The organism is Microbacterium sp. NPDC089695 (assembly GCF_044749085.1).
Lineage (GTDB): Bacteria > Actinomycetota > Actinomycetes > Actinomycetales > Microbacteriaceae > Microbacterium.
In genome coordinates this window covers 1,793,431-1,813,258 of the sequence record NZ_JBIVHG010000001.1, presented here as the reverse complement: position 1 = coordinate 1,813,258, position 19,828 = coordinate 1,793,431, and the positions used below count along the sequence as shown (strand labels likewise).

Below are 19,828 nucleotides of genomic sequence, written 5' to 3'. Positions count from 1 at the left end.
GCACTGGACGATGCGCGGATGCGCGTGCCCGCTCGAGGCGTCACGCGGGCGCGGCGTCGTCCTCGAACTCCTCGACCTCGCGCTCCCACGCGTCCTTCGCGAGGCGGTACCAGAGGTAGAAGGCGAAGCCCGCGAAGATCGCCCACTCGACCGCGTAGAACACGTTCAGCCAGTTGACCGGCGACTGCTCCTCGGGAGCCGGCGACGAGATGTCGACGAGGCCGGCCGTCGCGGTCGTCGACGCCAGATACGGGCGGTACACGTCGAGGTCGGCAGTGTCGTGCCAGCGACTGAGCAGCGCGGCGGGCGACATCCGATCCATGCGCTCCGGATCGCTCTTCGGCGGCACCGACGGCCCCTCATCCGAGATGATGCGTCCCGTGACATCGACCGTCGAACCGTCGGCCTGGGCCTCGAGCTCCTCGACCGCGGCATCCGCCGTCCGCCGATCGTCGGTCCAGCCGATCGCCACGGCGATCGAGGTGCGATCGGCCACCCGCAGCTGCCCCGTGACCCAGTACCCCGCGATGTCGTCGTTGAAGCGGCTCGACACGACGAGGAAGTCCTCGGCGATCCAGGCGCCCGACGTCTCGACGCGCTGGCCGACGAGCGGCTCCGGGAGGTACGCCCCCGGCTCGACGACGTCGGTCAGCGGACGCACCTGCTCGGTCGCGCCGGGCGGCGGCGGATCGGTCTCGATCGCCCGTTCGAGCTGCCACTGCCCCAGCCACGCGAAGACTCCGGCGACCACGAGGCACAGCACGAGCATCGCGATCCAGCGCCCGCGGAGCATGACCTCACGCAGGGTCGGCGGGAACAGAGCGGGGGATGACACGGTGATGCGGGGCTCAGGCCTCGTACGGGGCGAGCACGACCTCGACCCGCTGGAACTCCTTGAGGTCGGAGTATCCGGTGGTCGCCATCGACTTGCGCAGCGCGCCGATCAGGTTGGCCGTGCCGTCGGCGACGGGTGCCGGTCCGTAGAGGATCTCCTCGAGGGTGCCGATCCCGCCGACCTCGACGCGGCGACCGCGCGGAAGCTTCGGGTGATGCGCCTCGGGACCCCAGTGGAAGCCGCGCCCGGGGGCGTCTGTCGCACGCGCGAGGGCGACGCCGAGCATGACGGCGTCGGCGCCCATCGCGAGCGCCTTGACGATGTCGCCGGACGTGCCGACCCCTCCGTCGGCGATCACGTGCACGTAGCGTCCGCCCGACTCGTCGAGGTAGTCGCGGCGGGCGGCGGCGACGTCGGAGACCGCGGTGGCCATCGGCGCGTGGATGCCGAGCGTGGCCCTGGTCGTCGACGCGGCTCCGCCGCCGAAGCCGACGAGAACGCCGGCGGCACCCGTGCGCATGAGGTGCAGCGCCGCCGTGTAGGTGGCCGCACCGCCGACGATCACCGGGACGTCGAGGTCGTAGATGAACTTCTTGAGGTTCAGCGGCTCGTCGACGCTCGAGACGTGCTCGGCGGAGACCGTGGTGCCGCGGATCACGAACAGGTCGACCCCGGCTGCGGCGACCGTGTCGTAGAACTCCTGCGTGCGCTGAGGGGTGAGCGAACCGGCGACCGTGACCCCGGCATCCCGGATCTCCGCGAGCCGGCGGCGGATGAGCTCCGCCTTGATCGGCTCGGAGTACAGCTGCTGCATGCGCACGGTCGCGACGTCGCCGTCGAGGCCGGCGATCTCGGCCAGGAGCGGCTCCGGGTCCTCGTAGCGCGTCCACAGCCCCTCGAGGTCGAGCACGCCGAGGCCGCCGAGCTGCCCGAGCATGATCGCCGTCTGCGGGCTCACGACCGAGTCCATGGGGGCGCCGAGCACCGGGATGTCGAAGCCGAAGGCGTCGATCGTCCATGCGGTCGACACGTCCTCCGGGTTGCGCGTGCGCCGCGACGGCACCACCGCGATGTCGTCGAACGTGTATGCGCGGCGTGCGCGCTTGCCTCGGCCGAGCTCGATCTCCATGGTCACCCCTCCAGCCTACCGGGCGTGCACCGGGCCCCCGACGGCAGCGCCCGCCCGCCCGCGCCCTCAGCGCGCACGCGCCACCCGCTTCTCGTCCCACACCGGCTCGTCCGACTCATACACCGCGCCGTCGGATCCGAATACCAGGAACCGGTCGAATCCGCGGGCGAACCATCGATCGTGCGTGACCGCGAGCACCGTGCCCTCGAAGCGCACCAGCGCCTCCTCCAGCGCCTCCGCCGACTCCAGGTCGAGGTTGTCGGTCGGCTCGTCGAGCAGCAGCAGCGTCGCGCCGGAGAGCTCGAGAAGCAGCACCTGGAACCGCGCCTGCTGCCCACCCGACAGCGACTCGAACGTCTGCTGCGCCTGCCGCACGAGACCGTAGCGGTCGAGCGCGGAGCTCGCGGCATCCCGCGGCATCCCGGCGCGACGCTCATCGCCTCGATGCAGGATCTCGAGCAGAGTGCGACCGACGAACTCCGGGTGCGCGTGCGTCTGCGCGAACAGCCCTGGCACGACCCGCGCCCCGAGCACCGCGGCGCCCGTGTGCGCGACCGCGGCCAGCTGCTCCCCCGTCGACGTCACGTGGCCGAGGCTCGGGTCGGGGTCGGTGCCCCCGCGGGCCAGGAGCCGCAGGAAGTGCGACTTCCCCGAACCGTTCGAGCCGAGCACCGCGACGCGGTCGCCGTACCAGACCTCGGCATCGAACGGGCGCATGAGGCCGGTGAGCTCGAGACGATCGACCACCACGGCGCGCTTGCCCGTGCGCGAGCCGCGCAGTCGCATGTCGAAGTCCTGCGCCGGTGGGCGCTCCTCGGGCGGACCGGCCTCCTCGAACCGACGCAGGCGCGTCTGGGCGGCCTGATACCGCGACGCGAAGCCGTCGTTCGCCGCAGCCTTGACCTTGAGCGCCGCGACCAGCGCCAGGAGCTTGTCGTGCTGCTCGTCCCACCGCCGACGCAGCTCGTCGAGCCGGTCCATCCGATCGCTCCGCGCCCGGTGATACGTCGCGAAGCCTCCGCCGTGCACCCACGCCGTGGCACCCGCGCCGCCCGGCTCGAGGGTCACGATCCGGTCGGCGGCTCTGGCCAGCAGCTCCCGGTCGTGCGAGACCAGGAGCACGGTCTTCGGCGTCTGACGCAGCTGCTCCTCGAGCCAGCGCTTGGTCGGCACGTCGAGGTAGTTGTCCGGCTCGTCGAGCAGGAGCACCTCGTCCGGCCCCCGCAGTAGCGCTTCCAGAGCGAGCCGCTTCTGCTCTCCGCCCGACAGCGAGGTGAGCTCACGGTAACGGGCGCGTTCGAACGGCACACCGAGCGCCGCGACGGTGCACTGGTCCCACACGGTCTCGTGCTCGTAGCCGCCCGCGTCGGCGTACTCGGCGATCGCCGAGGCGTAGGCCATCTGGGTGTCGTGCTCGTCGCGCTCGATCAGAGCGTTCTCGGCCGCCTCCAGCGCCTCGGCTGCGAGACGGATGCGCACGGGCGCCACCCGCACCAGCAGCTCGTGCACGGTCTGGCCGGCCCCGCCGTGTCCGACGAACTGGTCCATGACGCCGAGACCGCCGTCGATCGTCACGACCCCGGCATCCGGCGCGACCTCGCCGCGGATGATGCGGAGCAGAGTCGTCTTCCCCGCGCCGTTGGGCCCGATCAGTGCGCTCGTGGATCCCGAACCGACACGGAACGTCACCTCGTCGAGCAGCGGCCGACCGTCGGGGAGGGTCAACGAGACCCCCGTGACATCGATGTATCCCACCTGCGTAGCCGTCCTTCCGCCCGCATGGCGAGCCGACCAGGCTATCAGGAGTGGGGCGTCGTGATGATCTGCAGCGCCTCGGTGCGCGGCGCGGTCGGCAGGAACATGCGGAACTCGGTCCCGACGCCCTCCTTGCTCGTGACGTCCATGGTGCCGCCGTGCGCGAGCACGATCGCACGCGTGATCGTCAGTCCGAGCCCCACACCGGGCACGGCGTTGCGTGTGGCCGTCGACGCCCGGAAGAACCGGGTGAACAGCATCCCCTGCTCGTCCTCCGGGATGCCGAGCCCCGTGTCCCGCACCGACAGCTCGATGCCGCCGTCGCGCTCGTGCACGGCGGCCGTGACCCGCCCGCCGGACGGTGTGAACTTGATCGCGTTGGAGAGCAGATTGTCGAGCGCCTGGCCGAGGCGCCCGGCGTCCGCCATCGTGCGCAGGGGCGCGTCCGGCACCTCCGCGATCAGCTCGATGCCCGCACCGCGAGCGTGCGGCTGCGACGACGCGACCGCATCGCGCACGAGCGTCGTGAGGTCGGCATCGGTCCGCTCGAGCGGGAACCTCCCCGATTCGACCTGCGCCGTGAACAGGAGGTCGCCGACGAGGTTGAGCAGGCGCTGGGCGTTGCGTTCGATGATCGCGACGAACTCCTGCTGCTCGGTCGTCAGCGGCTGTGCCGGATCGTTCTGCAGCAGATCGAGGAAGCCGATGATCGCGCTCAGCGGTGTGCGCAGCTCGTGCGAGATCATCCCGACGAACTCGTCCTTCATCCGTGCGACCTCGACCGCGCGCGTCTCATCGGTGATGACGAGCAGGTAGCCGTGCCGGGAGCCGTCCGCATCCTGATAGGGCGACACCGTGACACGCGCGGGCACGGCCGAACCGCCGACCGTGCGCACGTCGAGGTCGGCGATGACCGATCGCCCGGAGTCGGCCTCCTCGAACAGCGCCCGCAGACCCGGGTGCAGCCGATCTGCGGGATCGCGGTCACCCGAGTCGACGAACTGCTCGAGCATCTCGGGGTCGAAGAAGCGATCGACGGACACATCGTCCAGAGCCTCACGGACCCTCATGCCGAGCAGCCGCACCGCCCCCGGATTCCAGGCCGTGATCGTACCGCAGTTGTTCGTGGCGATCACGGCCTGTCCTGTGATGGAGTTCCACAGGCTCGTGAACGACTCCGACAGCGCCCGGTACTGGTGCTCGCTCTCGCGCAGCTGGGCCAGCACCTGCTCCGCCGACGCGAGCGCCGCGGTGCGCTCCGTCGTCCTCGCCTCGGCTTGCGCGGTGCGCAGCCTGTGCAGGCGGGCGAGTTCGTTCACGATCGCGCCGACGACCGCGAACACGAGGGGTCCGATCACGCCGCGCAGCCAGTCGACGGCGTCTTCCGGTGGATCGATCAGGTTCGGCATGAGGAGGGCGATCGAGGTGAAGACGCCGACGATGAACACCTGCCGGATGCCGGGTGCGGCGGCGATCCAGATGACGGGGAGCAGCACGAGCGAGGAGAAGAGCGAGCTCGCTCCGCCCGTCCCGGCGCGCAGCGCCCCGATCCCGAGGAGGTCGACGATGGGGATCAGCATGACGAACCAGCCGTCGAACACTCCCCTGGCTGCGTAGACGGCCGCCAGCAGCGTGACGGCGGCCACCGCGACCACTCCGACCGCGACGGCCGCGGGGATGGTCATCGGGATGCCGGGGACGGCGGCCACGAGCAGCGCGGCGACGCCGACGGCGATCGCCGTCGGCCCCTGCTTCATGAGGGGCGTGGGGTTGTCGAAGAACCTCCGCCACCCGCGGTCCGCCGGGACGTCGATGTGATCCGCGTTCATCGGCGCAGCGTCCGGAGCATACCGCGCAGGTCGGCGCCGACGATGGGCTTCGGGAGCGCGGCATCCGCCTCCGGGTAGTCGGTCGCGTCGAGCACCGAGCTGACGATCAGGAAGCAGTCGGGGAACCGCTCACGGATGCGGCGAACGCACTCCGCTCCCGAGATGCCGGGCAGCAGCAGGTCGACGACCGCGACGGTCGGCGTGATCGCGTCGAAGGCCGCGATCGCCGTTTCGGCGTCGGCAGCCGCGAACACCTCGAACCCTTCGCGTTCCAAGTGGCGCCGCAGCAGCGCCGTCTGGTCGGTGCTGTCCTCGACCACGAGCGCCAACGGGCGGGCGCTCATCGGAGCAGCAGCTCTCGCACGACGACGACCACCACCACGACGGCGATCGAGAGCAGCGCCTGCGGGATCAGTCTCTTCTCCCGACGGGCGTCCTGCGCGATCTCCTGTTCCTCGGCGCTCTGTCTGGGTGCATCGGTCATGCGTCGACCCGTCCGATCTTCTCGGTCTTGATCCAAGCGGCGTCGGCTCGGCGCCATTCCTTGATGTAGGAGTCCACCGTGATGGCGCACAACAGCGATCCGTAGCCGCACACGTAGAGCAGGAGCCCCGCGAAGAAGCGGCCACCCGGCAGCGGTTCGACCGCCCGGGCGAGCCAGATGCCGAGCATCGAGATCGGACCCCACAGGTAGAAGATCACCGCCCAGGTGAAGCGCGTCTGGTCGGTGACCGCGAGGCCGATGTCGCGGAGGCCGCTCTCGAACAGCCAGGGGAACAGCGCGATCGCCATGAGGATCAGAGCCCCGAGTCCGGGGAACATGATCGCCTCGCGCCACGATTGCCTGCCGATCCTCGGATCGAGCTGCACGGAGTACAGCATCGAGAACAGGTAGATGCACGCGGCGGAGATCCACATGAAGCGGAACACGAACTCCGCGATGTCGCTGTGCAGGACGAGCAGGGCGAGCATGCCCGCCGCGGCGAGGAGCATGAACGCGGGCAGCAACAGGATCGTGAACCACCCGAGCCCGAAGGCGAAGCTGCCGAGGTTGTGCTCTCGACTCGGGCGGAACCACAGCTTGCGGTAGATCGAGGTGAGCTGCACGTTGCCGCGCGCCCAACGGAGACGCTGCTTCCACAGCGCGTCGATCGTGCGCGGTTCCTCGGCGAGCACGACGGCGTGCGGTTCGAACACCATCCGACGACCGTGCAGCTGCCCCTCGAACGTGGTCATCGTGTCCTCGGCGAGCGTGCCCGTGGGGATCCGCCCGCCGATGGCCTCGAGGTTCGCGCGCGAGTGCAGCTGCGCTCCCCCCGCGAGGCACGCGATCGCGCCTCCCACGTTCTGGGTGCGCCGAGCCGAGAGCTGACCGATCACGTACTCGATCGCGATGAACCGGGTGAGGTAGTTGCGGTCGCGGCTGCCCTCGGCGATGTACGCCGTGACGGCGCCGACCTCCTCGTCGGCGAGGTGACGGCTGAGCTTGCGGAGCGAGTCGCGCGCGAAGATCACGTCGGCGTCCATGATGAGCACCGACTCTGTCCACTCGTCCGCGAGCACGATCTCGAGTCCGTGGTTGAGAGTGTGCGCCTTGCCCTGCCCGCCCTGCTCGCGGCGCAGGTGCACGACGCGTCCGGGGTGGGCCGCGGCCTTCGCGGCCACCACGTCGGGGGTGTCGTCGGTCGACGCGTCGTCGATCACGAAGACACGCAGACGGTCGGACGGGTACTCGAGCTGCAGCAGACGCTCGATCGCCGGGCCGATCACGAGCCCCTCGTTCCAGGCCGGGATCAGCACGGCGATGCGCGGGTGGTGCGGCGCCGCCTTGTCGTAGTGGTTGCGGAACGCGTGCAGTGGGAGCGCGAGGTACTGCAGACCGGTGTTGATGACCGGGAGCGTGCCGAGGAGCACGCACAGGAGCAGGACGACGACGAGCGCCGCCTCGAGCCAGGAGAGTTCGAACATCAGGATTCCTCGTCGAGGAGCGCGGCGACGCGCTCGTAGCGGCCGACATCGGCGGCCTCATGGCTGTCGGTGGACGCGACGATCACGGCGCCGGCGTCGCGGAGGGCGTCGAGCAGCGGGCGCCCCGGGCATCCCCATTTCTCGTTGACCTCGACGTGCGTGTCGGTCTCGCCTGCGGCGCGCGCCCACGATGCCGTGCGCTCGGGGCCGAGGTCGTCCTCGGACAGGCCGATCTTCGGAAGGATCGAGAAGCAGTGCGCGAGCTGATTGCCGGGATGCCGGTGCATCGCCGCGATCAGGGCGTCGACGAGCTGGTCGAGCACGTCGGACGGCGCCCATCCGTTCGCGATGCGCTCGCGCACGGCGGTCGGGCCGAGAGGTCCGTCGACGCCCGGGAACTGGTGATCGGCGATGAGGATCCGGTCGATGCCCGGCGGCAGGTCGGGGATGTCGAGCGACCCTGCCGCGTCGAGGATCTTCGCCTCGACGCCGGTGAGCACGGTCAGCCCCTCCGGCACGCGCAGCGCGCGGACGGCAGCGAGGTATTCGGGCACCCAGTGGGTGTCGCGGCGCACGTGGTCGACGAGTCGGAGCGTCGTGAGACCGCGGCTGTGCGCGGCGGCGACGTTCTCCTCGAGCGTCGACACGGCGTCGTCCGAGAACGTCGAGTGCACGTGGTGGTCTCCGCGGAGCGCGGGGTGACTCACAGCTCCTCCTGATGACCGGCGTGCGCCGAGACGAGCACGTCGTCGATCTCGACGATGACGTCCTCGAGGAATCGCACCGAGGCGACCTCGCGGAACGGGACGGCGGCGGGCAGCTCGATGCCGAGGTACATATCGGCGACGAGCGACGGGATGTCGACGCCGGCCGCGATAGTGAGTGGGAGCGCTCCCGGAAAGCGCGGATTGACCTCCAGCAGCATCGCCCTGCCGGCCGCGTCACGGCGCAGCTGCACGTTCGCGACGCCGACCAGCCCGATGGCCTCGGCGATCAGCGTCGCCGTCTCCACGAGCTCGGGGTCGTGCACCGTGCGCCCGGCGATCGCGACGCCGGAGTCCACCCGAGCGCGCGTGCGCGGCACGGCCGCGACGACACGCCCCGCGGCATCCGCGATCACGTCGACCGAGTATTCCTCGCCGGGGAGGAAGTCCTGCACGATGAGCCCCTCGTCCACGGGCAGCGCCTCGAGAGCGGCACGGTCGGGGACCAGCCGGATCCCGCGGCTCCCCGCACCCTGCCGCGGCTTCGCGAACACCGGGAAGTCCCAGTCGACGGCGAGCGCCTGGTCTCCCGCGAGCACGGTGCGCGGACTGCGCCCGGTGGACTCGCAGCTCTCGGCGAGCAGCACCTTGTCGAGCGCCGTGGTGAGGGTCTGCTCCGAGGGCGCGGCCAGTACCGCGGGCGACAGCTCGTCGCGGCGTCCGGCGAGAGCCACGAGCTCGACGTCGACCGTCGAGATCACGAGGTCGAGCTCGTCGTCGTGCACCATACGTGCGATCGCGGCAACGAAGTCGTCGTCGCGGCCGGGCGGCACGAGGCGTCGGCGCTCCGGCGGCACCAGGTAGATGCCGCTCGCCCATCCGTCCATGTCAGCGGCGAAGACCGTGAGGTCGGCGCGGCGCAGGAGCGAGCGGATCACCGCGACCCCCGCCGGGCCTCCGGCACCGGTCACGAGTACGCGTGCAGGCATCAGCGCTCCATCTTCGTCAGTTCCTGGACGCCGATGAACTCGGCGGTCTCGCGGACGACCTCGAGCGGCTCCACCGCGGCGCCGCCGCCGAACCGCGACCAGTAGCGCGCCGTCGCCGTGACGAAGGCGGGGTCGAGGTAGTCTCGCGTCGCGGTCTGCGAGGCGAAGCAGGCGAGCAGCTGGAGCTTCTCGGCGAGGTAGTCGTCGATGCGCACGAAACGGGTCGGACGGAAGTCGATGGTCGACGACGGGCTCTGATAGCAGGCCACGGTACCGACGCGACGCGTCGCGACCAGCGTGGCCTCGTTCGCGGCGCGGTGGTCCTGATGACGGTCGTGGTCGGAGTGCGTGTAGACGACGGTCGGCTGGATCTCGGCGACGACGTCCTCGATCAGGCGCACGGTCGCTCCGCCCCCGGAGATCTCGGTGTCGACGAGGTCCTTCAGGAAGAGTCGGGCGCCGAGGCGCTCCGCGGACGCCAGCGACTCGTGCTGGCGGCTGTCGGCGTCGCCTCCGCGCGCTCCGCGCGAGAGCGTGAGGATCGTGATCTCGTCACCGGCGCGCGCGTGCGCGGCGAGGATGCCGCCGACGCCGATCTCGACGTCGTCGGGGTGCGCGCCGATCGCCAGCACGACCTGCTTCGCCCGCCCGGCGTCGCGCCGCGCTCGCCCTTCGGCGGCGAGCCGCGTCACGGCCTCGATGAGTCGGGCGTTCTCGAGCGGCTTCGTCAGGAACTCGTCCGCCTGCGCCCGGAGGGCCGACACGGCGTAGTCGACCGACACGTGCGCGGTCATCACGATCACGGGTACGGTCGGGTTGCGGCGTCGCAGCTCGGCGAGCAGCTCGAGTCCGTCGAGACCGGGCATCTCGATGTCGGTCACGACGACGTCGGCGGCGAAGGTCTCGAGGCGCTCGATGGCGGACTGCCCGTCGGCGGCCGTCACGACCTCGCATCCGGCACGTCGTTCGAGAACGGTGCGGACGAGCAGCGCGACGTCGGGATCGTCGTCGACGACGAGTACGCGGGGTGCATCCTCAGGCATCTGGGCAGCTCTCCATGGGGAATCCCCCTGCCGGTGGGTGAGCCGGCGTCGTGCTCCGAGGGTCCTCCCTCCCCGGAGCTCGAAGGGAAGTCGAGCGGGTATTGCTAAATACTGGCATATCCCCGCCCTGACGGACCCCACTTTTCGCAGGTGATCCGTCGCGTCGTTCAGGATGCCGAGCGTGCCGCCCGCTTCTCCGCCTGATAGACGCGGATCGCCTCGTACCGCTCGGCCGACCGGGCACGGCGTTTGTGGGCCTCCTCGTCGCGATTCTTCGGAGGCGCGGAGGTGACCAGACCGTCGATCAGAGCGCGCGTCGCACGGGCGATCTCCTCCACCGCGAGATCGAACGTGTCGCGGTTCGCCCGCGACGGAGAGGTCGTGCCCGCGATCTTGCGCACGAACTGCAGCGCGGCGTCATGGCACTCGTCGTCGGTCGCGGCGGGCTCGAGATTGTTCAGAGGCACGATGTTGCGGCACATACCCCGCACGCTACGCCGCGCTCGGGACATGCGGAAGGGGACGGATGCACACGGCATCCGTCCCCTTCGCGGCTCCGCTCTGCGGATCGGTCAGCGCTTGTAGTTCGGCGCCTCGACGACGATCTGAACGTCGTGCGGGTGCGACTCCTTGAGCCCCGCCGCCGTGATGCGCACGAAGCGACCGCGGGTCTTGAGCTCTTCGATCGTGCGCGCGCCGACGTAGAACATCGACTGCCGCAGGCCGCCCACCAGCTGGTACGCGACGGCGGAGACCGGGCCGCGGTACGGGACCTGGCCCTCGATGCCCTCGGGGATCAGCTTGTCGTCGCTCGGCACATCGGCCTGGAAGTAGCGGTCCTTCGAGTACGACGTCTGCTTGCCGCGGGTCTGCATGGCGCCCAGCGACCCCATACCGCGGTACTGCTTGAACTGCTTGCCCGACTGGAAGACGATCTCGCCCGGCGACTCGTCGGTGCCGGCGAGCAGCGAACCGAGCATCACGGCATCCGCCCCCGCCACGAGCGCCTTCGCGATGTCGCCCGAGTACTGCAGACCGCCGTCGGCGATCACGGGGACCCCTGCGGGACGCGCCGCGAGCGACGCCTCGTAGACGGCGGTGACCTGGGGCACACCCACGCCGGCCACCACGCGGGTCGTGCAGATCGAGCCAGGACCGACACCGACCTTGACGGCGTCGACACCCGCGTCGACGAGTGCCTGAGCGCCCTCGCGGGTCGCGACGTTGCCGCCGATCACGTCTATGTGCGCGAAGCTCTCGTCGGCCTTGAGGCGCTTCACCAGGTCGATCACGCCCTGTGACTGGCCGTTCGCGGTGTCGACGACGAGGACGTCGACACCCGCGTCGCGCAGAGCCTCTGCGCGCTCCCACGCGTCGCCGAAGAAGCCGATCGCCGCGCCGACGCGCAGGCGACCCTGGTCGTCCTTGGTGGCGAGCGGATACTTCTCGCTCTTGTCGAAGTCCTTGATCGTGATGAGGCCTGCGAGCTTGCCCTCGTCGTCGATGAGCGGGAGCTTCTCGACGCGGTGCTTCGCGAACAGTGAGATGACCTCGCCCGCGGCGACGCCGACCTTCGCGGTGACGAGGCCGTCGCTCGTCATGACGTCCTTCACGAACGTGGTCTGCCGCTCGAAGCCCGAGACGAAGCGCATGTCGCGGTTCGTGACGATGCCGACGAGGCGACCGTCCGGGTCGACGACCGGGAGACCCGAGATGCGGTACTTGGCGCAGAGCGCGTCGACCTCCTCGACCGTGGCATCAGGGGTGGTGGTGATCGGGTCGGTGATCATGCCCGATTCGCTGCGCTTGACGCGGTCGACGTGCGCGGCCTGGTCGGCGATCGACAGATTGCGGTGCAGGATGCCGATGCCGCCCTCACGGGCCATCGCGATCGCCATGCGCGACTCCGTCACGGTGTCCATGGCGCTGGAGAGAAGAGGAGTCGCGACCGAGATCCGGCGCGTGATCCGCGACGAGGTGTCGGCCTCGCTGGGGATGACGTCGGTGTGCCCCGGGAGGAGCAGCACATCGTCGTACGTGAGTCCGACGAAACCGAAGGGGTCGTGCTGATCCATGAATACTCCTCCTGCGGGCGCGATCTGGTGGCGTGTACCAATTCTAAGCGTCGGGAGGCTGAGGAAATTCCCGGTGCGGTGCGGATCGCGGACGCATGCGACGGCGACCGCCGCTCCCCGTCCGCGCAACTTCGTGATGAGATCGTGGCCGCCGTGAGCAGATCGTGCCTTGGTCGAAACAGAGCCGACACATTACGCTCATACCGTCGTACATCAAGGCCGATGAACACCCTGTCTTGGTCTGTGTACTGGACTGGGAGGTTCTGTGAGTCCGACGATCTCGGCGAAGCGATGCGGAACGCGATGGGTCATCACCCTTCTCGCGTCGCTTCTCGCCCTTGCATTCCTGTGGTTGCAGCCACCCGCATCCGCATCCGCGGAGGAGACCGACGACGGCCAGGAGATCACCGATTTCTATTTCGCCGGCGTGATCACCTTCGAGGATCAGCCCGTCGAGGGCGTCGTGATGACCATCGAGGGCAACGGCTTCGACGCCGAGACCGAGACGGATGCCGAGGGCAAGTGGCGTCTGTACGTACCCGAGAAGGAGAAGTACACGCTCACGGTCGACGAGGACACGCTGCCCGACGGCGTCATCGTCGACGCCGCCCAGCTGCCGGAAGGCACGCAGCCGATCTCCGGGACGACGGCGTCCTTCGAGGTCGAGTTCGGCCTGACGGGAACCAAGATCACGAACCTGTTCCTCGGTGAGGGCGAGCGGATCACCTCCTCGTTCCTCGACCAGTTCATGTCGCGACTGGTGGGTGGGCTGAACTTCGGCCTGCTCCTCGCACTCGCGTCGATGGGCGCCGCGCTCATCTACGGCACGACCCGACTGTCGAACTTCGCGCACGCCGAGATGGTGACCTGGGGCGGTCTCGTCGCCCTCGTCACGACGAGCTTCTGGCACCTGCCGCTCTGGCTCGGGATCGCGGCCGCCGTGATCGGCGGCGGCCTCTTCGGCTGGGCGATGGATGCCGGGCTCTGGCGTCCGCTGCGCCGACGAGGCCTGGGCGTGGTGCAGCTCATGATCGTCAGCATCGGCCTCTCGCTCGCTCTGCGATATGTCTTCCAGTACTTCATCGGGGGTGGCACGAGGCAGCTCCCCGGCGCGAGCCCGACGCCGATCCAGTTCGGCCCGATCTCGCTGTCCTACATCGACATGATCGCGATGGGCGTCAGCATCGTCGTCATCCTCGGCGTCGCCTGGTTCCTCACGCGCACTCGCGTCGGCAAGGCCACCAGGGCGATCTCCGACAACCCGCAGCTCGCCGCGGCCTCAGGCATCGACGTCGACAAGGTCATCCGCATCGTCTGGATCCTGGCCGGCGTGCTCGCGGCGATCTCCGGCATCCTGTGGGCGTACTTCCGCCCCGGCGTGAAGTGGGACATGGGCATGCAGATGCTGCTGCTCATCTTCGCGGCCATCACCCTCGGCGGCCTCGGCACCGCGTTCGGCGCCCTGGTGGGGTCGCTGATCGTCGGGATCGCGGTCGAGATGTCCACGCTGTGGATCCCCTCCGACCTCAAGTACGCCAGCGCGCTCGTGGTCCTCATCGTGATCCTCCTGGTGCGACCGCAAGGTCTGCTCGGACGCAAGGAAAGGTTGGGCTGACGATGGACTTCGGAAGCATCTTCTCCAACACCGCTGTCTACCTGTTCAGCCCGGTCACGATCGCGTACGCACTCGCAGCGACCGGCCTCGCGGTGCACTTCGGCTACGCGGGACTGCTGAACTTCGGCATGGCGGCGTTCATGGCGGTCGGCGGCTACGGCTACGCGATCTCGGTCCTGTCGTTCGGGCTCCCCTGGTGGGTGGGCATGCTCATCGGCCTCGGCGGCGGCGCGCTGTTCGCCGTGCTCCTCGGAATCCCGACGCTGCGGCTCCGAGCCGACTACCTCGCGATCGCGACCATCGCCGCGGGTGAGATCGTGCGTCTGCTCTTCACGACGCAGCTGTTCGACGAGTTCACGAACTCCGCCGACGGCCTCGCCCAGTATAACGGCGGATTCCGCGACGCGAATCCCTTCCCGCCCGGGACATACGGGTTCGGACCGTGGACGTACACGGCGAACGACCTGTGGAACCGGGTGTTCGGCGTGATCGTGCTGGCTCTCGCGATCCTCGTCGTCTGGGCGCTCATGCGCAGCCCGTGGGGCCGTGTGCTGAAGGGCATCCGCGAGGACGAGGACGCCGTGCGCTCGCTCGGCAAGAACGTGTTCGCCTACAAGATGCAGGCCCTCGTCGTCGGCGGCATAATCGGCGCGGCGGGCGGCATCGTGTTCGTCCTCCCCTCCGCCGTGGTCCCCGGCAGCTACACGACCTCGTTGACCTTCTTCCTGTGGACGATCCTGCTGCTCGGCGGGGCCGCCACCGTGTTCGGTCCCACTCTCGGCGCGATCCTCTTCTGGGTCGTGTTCGCGTTCCTCGCGAACCTGCTCCCCGGCATGGCCAAGGCCGGGTTCCTGCCGATGTCCGACAGCCAGGCGTCCACGCTGGTGTTCGTGTTCGTCGGCGTCGCACTCATGCTGCTCGTGATCTTCCGACCGCAGGGCATCCTCGGAGACAAGAGGGAGATGACCTTTGTCAAATGAACTGATCCCCGAAGAGGGCGCCGCCGCGGCGCCCTCGACCGGGAGCATCCGCCGTCCGAAGACCACGGGACTCGCGAAGGGGCCTGCGGCCCCCGGCGTCGCCAAGGTCGACCCGATCCTCGTCGTGGATGCCGTGCAGCGGCGCTTCGGCGGCCTCACCGCGGTCGACGTCGAGCACGTCGAGATCCCGCGAGGCGCCATCACCGCGCTGATCGGACCGAACGGGGCCGGCAAGACCACCCTGTTCAACCTGCTGTGCGGCTTCGACAAGCCGAACAGCGGGTCATGGTCGTTCGACGGGAAGAATCTGTCGGGTGTGCCGTCGTTCAAGGTCGCCCGTATGGGACAGGTGCGCACGTTCCAGCTCACGAAGTCGCTGTCGCTGCTCACGGTGCTGGAGAACATGAAACTCGGCGCGCCTCATCAGCGCGGCGAGGGCTTCTGGTCGAGCCTCTTCCCGTTCCTGTGGCGCTCACAGGATCAGGAGATCGAGGTCAAGGCACGGGAGCTCCTCACGCGCTTCAAGCTCGACGCCAAGGAGAAGGACTTCGCCGCGGCGCTCTCGGGCGGTCAGCGCAAGCTGCTGGAGATGGCCAGGGCGCTCATGAGCGACCCGACGCTCGTCATGCTCGATGAGCCCATGGCCGGCGTGAACCCCGCGCTCACGCAGTCGCTGCTCGACCACATCCTCGACCTCAAGGAACAGGGCATGACCGTCCTGTTCGTCGAGCACGACATGCACATGGTCCGTCACATCGCCGACTGGGTGGTCGTGATGGCCGAGGGCAAGGTCGTGGCCGAGGGTCCGCCCGAGGAGGTCATGGAGGATCCGGCGGTCGTCGACGCCTATCTCGGTGCCCACCAGGACGTGGACCTCGGTGCGGTCACCGGGCGTATCCCCGTGCTCGCCGACACCGCGGCGGTCAAGCTGCGCGAGCAGATCGAGGCGGAGGCGGACGCCGAGCTGGCCGCCGAGGAGTCCGAGGAGGGACGCGCATGAGCGACACCACACCCGTGAACGGCACGGCACCCGGGAACGATGACGTCGTCGTCGAGCTGAAGGACGTGCACGCGGGCTACCTGCCCGGCGTCAACATCCTCAACGGCGCCAACCTCGTCGCACGTCAGGGCGAGCTGATCGGCATCATCGGCCCGAACGGCGCCGGCAAGTCGACGCTGCTGAAGTCGATCTTCGGGCTCGTCAACGTGCGTAGCGGCGAGATCACACTGAACGGCGAGAGCATCGTCAACCTGAAGGCCGACAAGCTCGTGAAGCGCGGCGTCGCGTTCGTCCCGCAGACGAACAACGTGTTCCCGTCGCTGTCGATCGAGGAGAACCTGCAGATGGGGTTGTACCAAAATCCCAAGGCGTACGCCGAGCGTCTGGAGTTCGTGACGGGGATCTTCGCCGAGCTCGGCAAGCGCCTCAAGCAGCGCGCCGGGTCGTTGTCCGGCGGCGAGCGCCAGATGGTGGCGATGTCGCGCGCGCTCATGATGGACCCCTCGGTGCTGCTTCTCGACGAGCCGTCCGCCGGTCTCTCTCCCGTGCGCCAGGACGACGCGTTCATCCGCGTCTCCGACATCAACAAGGCGGGCGTCACGACCATCATGGTCGAGCAGAACGCACGGCGCTGCCTGCAGATCTGCGACCGCGGCTACGTGCTCGACCAGGGCAAGGACGCGTACGAGGGCACCGGACGCGATCTGCTGAACGATCCCAAGGTGATCGGCCTGTACCTCGGCACCCTCGGGACCGACGCGGCCTGAGAGCCTGAGACACCGGAGGGGCGGATGCTGCGGCATCCGCCCCTCTCTCGTGCCCGCGCGAGTCCGCGGTCGTCGAGCGAGCGTCCTTCCCGGTCGTTGAGCGAGCGAAGCGAGACGAAACGCGGTCCCCCTGCACATGACGAAGGCCCCGGATGCTCGCATCCGGGGCCTTCGCGCGATCAGTCAGCGTGTGCTGAGGAGATCAGTTGGTGCGCTCGATGGTGTTGTCGGCGCCGTACTTGTAGATGCCGATCGTGGCGCCCTGCGGGTCGCCCGCCTCGTCGAACGTGACCTCGCCGGAGTAGCCGTCGTAGTCGGCCGTGCCGCCGTCGTTGATGATCTTGGCGCAGTCCGCGAACGTGGTGCACTTCTCACCGTCGCCCGAGCCGCCCGAGACCTCCTGCATCTTGGCCGCGATGTCCGCGCCCTCGGTCGAACCCGCCGCGAGCGACGCGAGCGCCACGAGCACGACGGCGTCGTAGGCCTCGGCCGCGTACGTGAAGTCCTTGACCTCGGCGTTGCCCTCACCCGTCCAGTACGTCTGCAGACGGTCGGTGAAGTCGTCCTCGAGTGCGGGACCGGCCTTCGTGCCCTGCGCGCCCTCGAGCGACACCGGGATGTCGGAGCCGTAGTCGGACAGGTTGCCGTCGACCAGGTAGAACTTGTCGGCCGAGATGCCGGCGTTCACCAGCAGCGGCGCGATGGTCTTGAACTGGTCGAACGACACGATCGCGACGGCGTCGGGGTTCTGTGCCTTGATCGTCTCGACCTGGGCGTCGAACTGCGCATCGCCGACGTTGAACGACGCCTCGGCGACGACCTCGCCGCCGGTGCCCTCGAACGTCTCCTTGATCGCCGCGTCGAGGCCGGTGCCGTAGGCGTCGTTCTGGTAGATGATGCCCAACGTCTTCGCGCCGTCCTCGGCGATCAGGTTGCCGAGCACCTCACCCTGCAGCAGGTCGCTGGGGGCGGTGCGGAAGTAGAGTCCGTCGTCGTCCCACGCCGTGAAGTCCGGCGACGTGTTCGACGCCGAGATCTGCAGGATGCCGGCGCTGACGTTGCCGTCGAGGATGAGCTTCGAGACACCCGACGCCGCGGCGCCGACGATGGCCGAGACGCCTGCGCCCTGGAGCTTGGTGATCGAGGTCTCGTAGGCCTTGGTGTCGGTGTCGCCCTCGTCCTCGGCGGTGAGGTCGATGGTGATACCGGCGTCGGCGTCGTTGATCTCCTGCACAGCGAGACCCACGCCCGACTCCATGGGCGGGCCGAGGAAGGCCAGCGATCCGGTCTGCGGCAGCAGCGAGCCGAGCTTGAGGGTGAGGTCGGCTGCGGGCTTGTCGCCGCCGCCGGAGCCCTCGTCGGAGGGCGTGCTGCTGCAGCCCGAGATGACCAGCGCAGACGCGCTGACGAGCGCGATCCCTGCGATGATCTTGGCGCTGCGCGAGCGCGTGAATACGGTCATGATGCTCCCTTGCGTGACTGGCCGCGGATATGAACCGCGGTCGGATGTTCTACACATTAGGTGCAGAAAGTCTCGATCAGGAGTCGCCAACATTTCGGTGCGTTAACGATCCTCGGGAGAATCCGACGACGCCCGGGACCCCGCTCAGGGAGCGGTCACGAGCACCCGTCGTCCGCGGCGTGCCGCGAGCAGCAGATCGATCACGAACACGACGATCGCGACCCACACGAGGACGAACCCGATCCACCGCTCGATCGGCATCGGCTCGCCGAGCACCAGCGCTCCGATCAGGAACTGCATGACCGGCGTGACGAACTGGATCATGCCGATCACGGTGAGATCGATGCGTCGGGCACCCGCGGCGAAGAGCAGCAGCGGCACGGCTGTCGCGACGCCCGCGAACGCGAGCAGGGCCACATGCCAGGGGCCGTTCGCGCCCATCGTGAGGCCCTCCGGGGTCGTGGCCACGAGGATCAGCTGCACGACGGCGATCGGGATGAGCCAGAACGACTCCAGCGTCAGGCCGCTCACGGCGTCGACGGCCGGTCCGATCTTCTTCTTGATGAGCCCGTAGAGGCCGAAGGAGGCCGTGAGCGAGAGTGCGATCCACGGGAAGTCCCCGTACAGCACGACGATCACGATGACGGCGACGGCCGCGATGCCGATGGCCGTCCACTGGAGGCGGCGGAGGCGCTCCCTCAGCACGAACACCCCGAGGAGCACGGTGGTGATCGGGTTGATGAAGTAGCCGAGGCTGGTCTCCAGCACGTGCCCGGTGAGCGTCCCGATGAGGAACACCTGCCAGTTCACGTAGATGAGGAGACCGGCGAGTGCGGTCCAGCCGAGCAGGCGCGGCTGCCGGATGATCGTGCGCAACGCGGCCCAGCCGCGCATCACCGTCAGCAGGATGATGCAGAAGACGAGCGACAGCAGCACGCGCCAGGCGACGACCTCCCACGGCCCCGTGGGGGCGAGCAGGAGGAAGTAGAGCGGGAGAACGCCCCACAGCAGGTAGGCGCCGCCCGCGTACGCGACCCCTGCGGTCTGGGTGGCGCGGGTCGCGGGGTTCGTCGAGGTCACCGCACAACCCTAGTGCGGGCGCGTCGGCCGGATCCGCCGAAGGGCGGTCGCCCGCGGAGAATGGCAGGAATCGGATGCCGTGTGGCTGAACGCAGGAAGGGCTCGGATGCACGAAGCATCCGAGCCCTTCCGAAGAGTGGTCTCAGCGGACGACGACCGCGAGGACGTCGCGGGCCGACAGGACGAGGAACTCGTCTGCGCCGAACTTCACCTCGGTGCCGCCGTACTTGCTGTACAGCACGCGGTCGCCCACGGCGACGTCGAGCGGAACACGGTTGCCGTTGTCGTCGATGCGGCCGGGGCCGACCGCCACGACCTCGCCCTCCTGGGGCTTCTCCTTGGCGGTGTCGGGGATGACCAGGCCACTCGCGGTGGTCTGCTCGGCCTCGACCTGCTTGATGACGATGCGGTCCTCGAGCGGCTTGATGGAAACCGACACGGTCTACCTCTTCTTTCTTGACGCTGACACGAAAGACTCGTTCGCACTCTCAACCCGAGAGTGCTAACAGCAGTCTACGGCGTCGGCTGGCACTCATGCAATGCGAGTGCCAGCCGACGGACCCGGCGCCCTGGGCACGCCCGCCTAAGCTGAGGGTG

19 protein-coding genes are annotated in these 19,828 nt (G+C 69.0%); 4 read left to right on the top strand and 15 right to left on the bottom strand.

Going from position 1 to position 19,828, the window contains the following annotated elements; translation table 11 throughout:
- Positions 1 to 40: 40 nt before the first annotated feature.
- From ACIPYT_RS08825 to guaB, 12 genes are all read right to left on the bottom strand, one after another.
- Positions 41 to 793 (bottom strand): SURF1 family protein, encoded by a 753-nt coding sequence (locus tag ACIPYT_RS08825; RefSeq protein ID WP_401074784.1) that lies wholly within the window; start codon positions 791 to 793, stop codon positions 41 to 43.
- Between the two features lie 55 nt (positions 794 to 848).
- The gene (locus ACIPYT_RS08820; RefSeq protein ID WP_401074782.1) at positions 849 to 1,964 is read right to left on the bottom strand and encodes a GuaB3 family IMP dehydrogenase-related protein; all 1,116 of its coding nucleotides are present in this window, start codon (positions 1,962 to 1,964) and stop codon (positions 849 to 851) included.
- A gap of 66 nt (positions 1,965 to 2,030) precedes the next feature.
- The gene (locus ACIPYT_RS08815; protein WP_401072672.1) at positions 2,031 to 3,719 is read right to left on the bottom strand and encodes an ABC-F family ATP-binding cassette domain-containing protein; all 1,689 of its coding nucleotides are present in this window, start codon (positions 3,717 to 3,719) and stop codon (positions 2,031 to 2,033) included.
- 44 nt (positions 3,720 to 3,763) lie between these two features.
- Complete coding sequence (locus tag ACIPYT_RS08810; RefSeq protein ID WP_401072670.1) at positions 3,764 to 5,548, bottom strand: sensor histidine kinase; 1,785 nt, start codon at positions 5,546 to 5,548, stop codon at positions 3,764 to 3,766.
- Complete coding sequence (locus ACIPYT_RS08805) at positions 5,545 to 5,892, bottom strand: response regulator (RefSeq protein WP_401072668.1); 348 nt, start codon at positions 5,890 to 5,892, stop codon at positions 5,545 to 5,547. The genes ACIPYT_RS08810 and ACIPYT_RS08805 overlap by 4 nt, the downstream gene beginning before the upstream one ends.
- Positions 5,889 to 6,032 carry a hypothetical protein gene (locus ACIPYT_RS08800; RefSeq protein WP_401072666.1) on the bottom strand — a complete coding sequence of 48 codons (144 nt, stop codon included), beginning with the start codon at positions 6,030 to 6,032 and terminating at the stop codon, positions 5,889 to 5,891. The genes ACIPYT_RS08805 and ACIPYT_RS08800 overlap by 4 nt, the downstream gene beginning before the upstream one ends.
- The gene (locus ACIPYT_RS08795; protein ID WP_401072664.1) at positions 6,029 to 7,516 is read right to left on the bottom strand and encodes a glycosyltransferase; all 1,488 of its coding nucleotides are present in this window, start codon (positions 7,514 to 7,516) and stop codon (positions 6,029 to 6,031) included. The genes ACIPYT_RS08800 and ACIPYT_RS08795 overlap by 4 nt, the downstream gene beginning before the upstream one ends.
- Positions 7,516 to 8,223 carry a PHP domain-containing protein gene (locus ACIPYT_RS08790; RefSeq protein WP_401072662.1) on the bottom strand — a complete coding sequence of 236 codons (708 nt, stop codon included), beginning with the start codon at positions 8,221 to 8,223 and terminating at the stop codon, positions 7,516 to 7,518. The genes ACIPYT_RS08795 and ACIPYT_RS08790 overlap by 1 nt, the downstream gene beginning before the upstream one ends.
- Positions 8,220 to 9,209, bottom strand: coding sequence for an ATP-grasp domain-containing protein (locus tag ACIPYT_RS08785; protein WP_401072660.1), 990 nt, complete (start codon positions 9,207 to 9,209; stop codon positions 8,220 to 8,222). The genes ACIPYT_RS08790 and ACIPYT_RS08785 overlap by 4 nt, the downstream gene beginning before the upstream one ends.
- Positions 9,209 to 10,252 (bottom strand): response regulator, encoded by a 1,044-nt coding sequence (locus ACIPYT_RS08780; protein WP_401072658.1) that lies wholly within the window; start codon positions 10,250 to 10,252, stop codon positions 9,209 to 9,211. Before ACIPYT_RS08780 ends, ACIPYT_RS08785 begins: the two co-directional genes overlap by 1 nt.
- Positions 10,253 to 10,419: 167 nt before the next feature.
- Positions 10,420 to 10,734 (bottom strand): DUF2277 domain-containing protein, encoded by a 315-nt coding sequence (locus tag ACIPYT_RS08775; RefSeq protein WP_401072656.1) that lies wholly within the window; start codon positions 10,732 to 10,734, stop codon positions 10,420 to 10,422.
- A 90-nt stretch (positions 10,735 to 10,824) separates the two neighbouring features.
- Positions 10,825 to 12,327 (bottom strand): IMP dehydrogenase, encoded by a 1,503-nt coding sequence (guaB, locus tag ACIPYT_RS08770; protein ID WP_401072654.1) that lies wholly within the window; start codon positions 12,325 to 12,327, stop codon positions 10,825 to 10,827.
- Between the two features lie 265 nt (positions 12,328 to 12,592).
- On the opposite strand from guaB, the gene ACIPYT_RS08765 reads away from it, so the two are divergent.
- From ACIPYT_RS08765 to ACIPYT_RS08750, 4 genes are read left to right on the top strand one after another with little or no spacing between them, the layout of a single operon-like run.
- Positions 12,593 to 13,942, top strand: coding sequence for a branched-chain amino acid ABC transporter permease (locus ACIPYT_RS08765; RefSeq protein ID WP_401072650.1), 1,350 nt, complete (start codon positions 12,593 to 12,595; stop codon positions 13,940 to 13,942).
- Between the two features lie 2 nt (positions 13,943 to 13,944).
- Positions 13,945 to 14,922, top strand: a complete 978-nt coding sequence (locus ACIPYT_RS08760; RefSeq protein WP_401072648.1) for a branched-chain amino acid ABC transporter permease — start codon at positions 13,945 to 13,947, stop codon at positions 14,920 to 14,922.
- A gap of 46 nt (positions 14,923 to 14,968) precedes the next feature.
- On the top strand, positions 14,969 to 15,922 hold the full coding sequence (locus tag ACIPYT_RS08755) for an ABC transporter ATP-binding protein (protein WP_401074779.1): 954 nt from the start codon (positions 14,969 to 14,971) through the stop codon (positions 15,920 to 15,922).
- Complete coding sequence (locus tag ACIPYT_RS08750) at positions 15,919 to 16,689, top strand: ABC transporter ATP-binding protein (RefSeq protein WP_401072646.1); 771 nt, start codon at positions 15,919 to 15,921, stop codon at positions 16,687 to 16,689. Before ACIPYT_RS08755 ends, ACIPYT_RS08750 begins: the two co-directional genes overlap by 4 nt.
- A 202-nt stretch (positions 16,690 to 16,891) precedes the next feature.
- Here the strand turns inward: ACIPYT_RS08750 and ACIPYT_RS08745 are convergent, their stop codons facing one another.
- The 3 genes from ACIPYT_RS08745 to groES all read right to left on the bottom strand — a co-directional run bounded on the left by ACIPYT_RS08745 (position 16,892) and on the right by groES (position 19,670).
- Complete coding sequence (locus ACIPYT_RS08745) at positions 16,892 to 18,151, bottom strand: ABC transporter substrate-binding protein (RefSeq protein WP_401072644.1); 1,260 nt, start codon at positions 18,149 to 18,151, stop codon at positions 16,892 to 16,894.
- Positions 18,152 to 18,295: 144 nt separating this feature from the next.
- Positions 18,296 to 19,231, bottom strand: a complete 936-nt coding sequence (gene rarD, locus ACIPYT_RS08740; protein WP_401072642.1) for an EamA family transporter RarD — start codon at positions 19,229 to 19,231, stop codon at positions 18,296 to 18,298.
- A 142-nt stretch (positions 19,232 to 19,373) separates the two neighbouring features.
- The gene (gene groES / locus ACIPYT_RS08735; protein ID WP_017203655.1) at positions 19,374 to 19,670 is read right to left on the bottom strand and encodes a co-chaperone GroES; all 297 of its coding nucleotides are present in this window, start codon (positions 19,668 to 19,670) and stop codon (positions 19,374 to 19,376) included.
- Positions 19,671 to 19,828 lie beyond the last annotated feature (158 nt).

Excerpts from the sequence above, each read along its gene's own strand:
- ACIPYT_RS08800 (WP_401072666.1), bottom strand. The coding sequence starts at position 6,032 with ATGACCGATGCACCCAGACAGAGCGCCGAGGAACAGGAGATCGCGCAG.
- ACIPYT_RS08760 (WP_401072648.1), top strand. The coding sequence starts at position 13,945 with ATGGACTTCGGAAGCATCTTCTCCAACACCGCTGTCTACCTGTTCAGC.
- guaB (WP_401072654.1), bottom strand. The coding sequence starts at position 12,327 with ATGGATCAGCACGACCCCTTCGGTTTCGTCGGACTCACGTACGACGAT.
- ACIPYT_RS08775 (WP_401072656.1), bottom strand. The coding sequence starts at position 10,734 with ATGTGCCGCAACATCGTGCCTCTGAACAATCTCGAGCCCGCCGCGACC.
- ACIPYT_RS08745 (WP_401072644.1), bottom strand. The coding sequence starts at position 18,151 with ATGACCGTATTCACGCGCTCGCGCAGCGCCAAGATCATCGCAGGGATC.
- ACIPYT_RS08750 (WP_401072646.1), top strand. The coding sequence starts at position 15,919 with ATGAGCGACACCACACCCGTGAACGGCACGGCACCCGGGAACGATGAC.
- ACIPYT_RS08810 (WP_401072670.1), bottom strand. The coding sequence starts at position 5,548 with ATGAACGCGGATCACATCGACGTCCCGGCGGACCGCGGGTGGCGGAGG.
- ACIPYT_RS08820 (WP_401074782.1), bottom strand. The coding sequence starts at position 1,964 with ATGGAGATCGAGCTCGGCCGAGGCAAGCGCGCACGCCGCGCATACACG.
- ACIPYT_RS08780 (WP_401072658.1), bottom strand. The coding sequence starts at position 10,252 with ATGCCTGAGGATGCACCCCGCGTACTCGTCGTCGACGACGATCCCGAC.
- ACIPYT_RS08785 (WP_401072660.1), bottom strand. The coding sequence starts at position 9,209 with ATGCCTGCACGCGTACTCGTGACCGGTGCCGGAGGCCCGGCGGGGGTC.
- ACIPYT_RS08805 (WP_401072668.1), bottom strand. The coding sequence starts at position 5,892 with ATGAGCGCCCGCCCGTTGGCGCTCGTGGTCGAGGACAGCACCGACCAG.
- ACIPYT_RS08795 (WP_401072664.1), bottom strand. The coding sequence starts at position 7,516 with ATGTTCGAACTCTCCTGGCTCGAGGCGGCGCTCGTCGTCGTCCTGCTC.
- ACIPYT_RS08825 (WP_401074784.1), bottom strand. The coding sequence starts at position 793 with ATGCTCCGCGGGCGCTGGATCGCGATGCTCGTGCTGTGCCTCGTGGTC.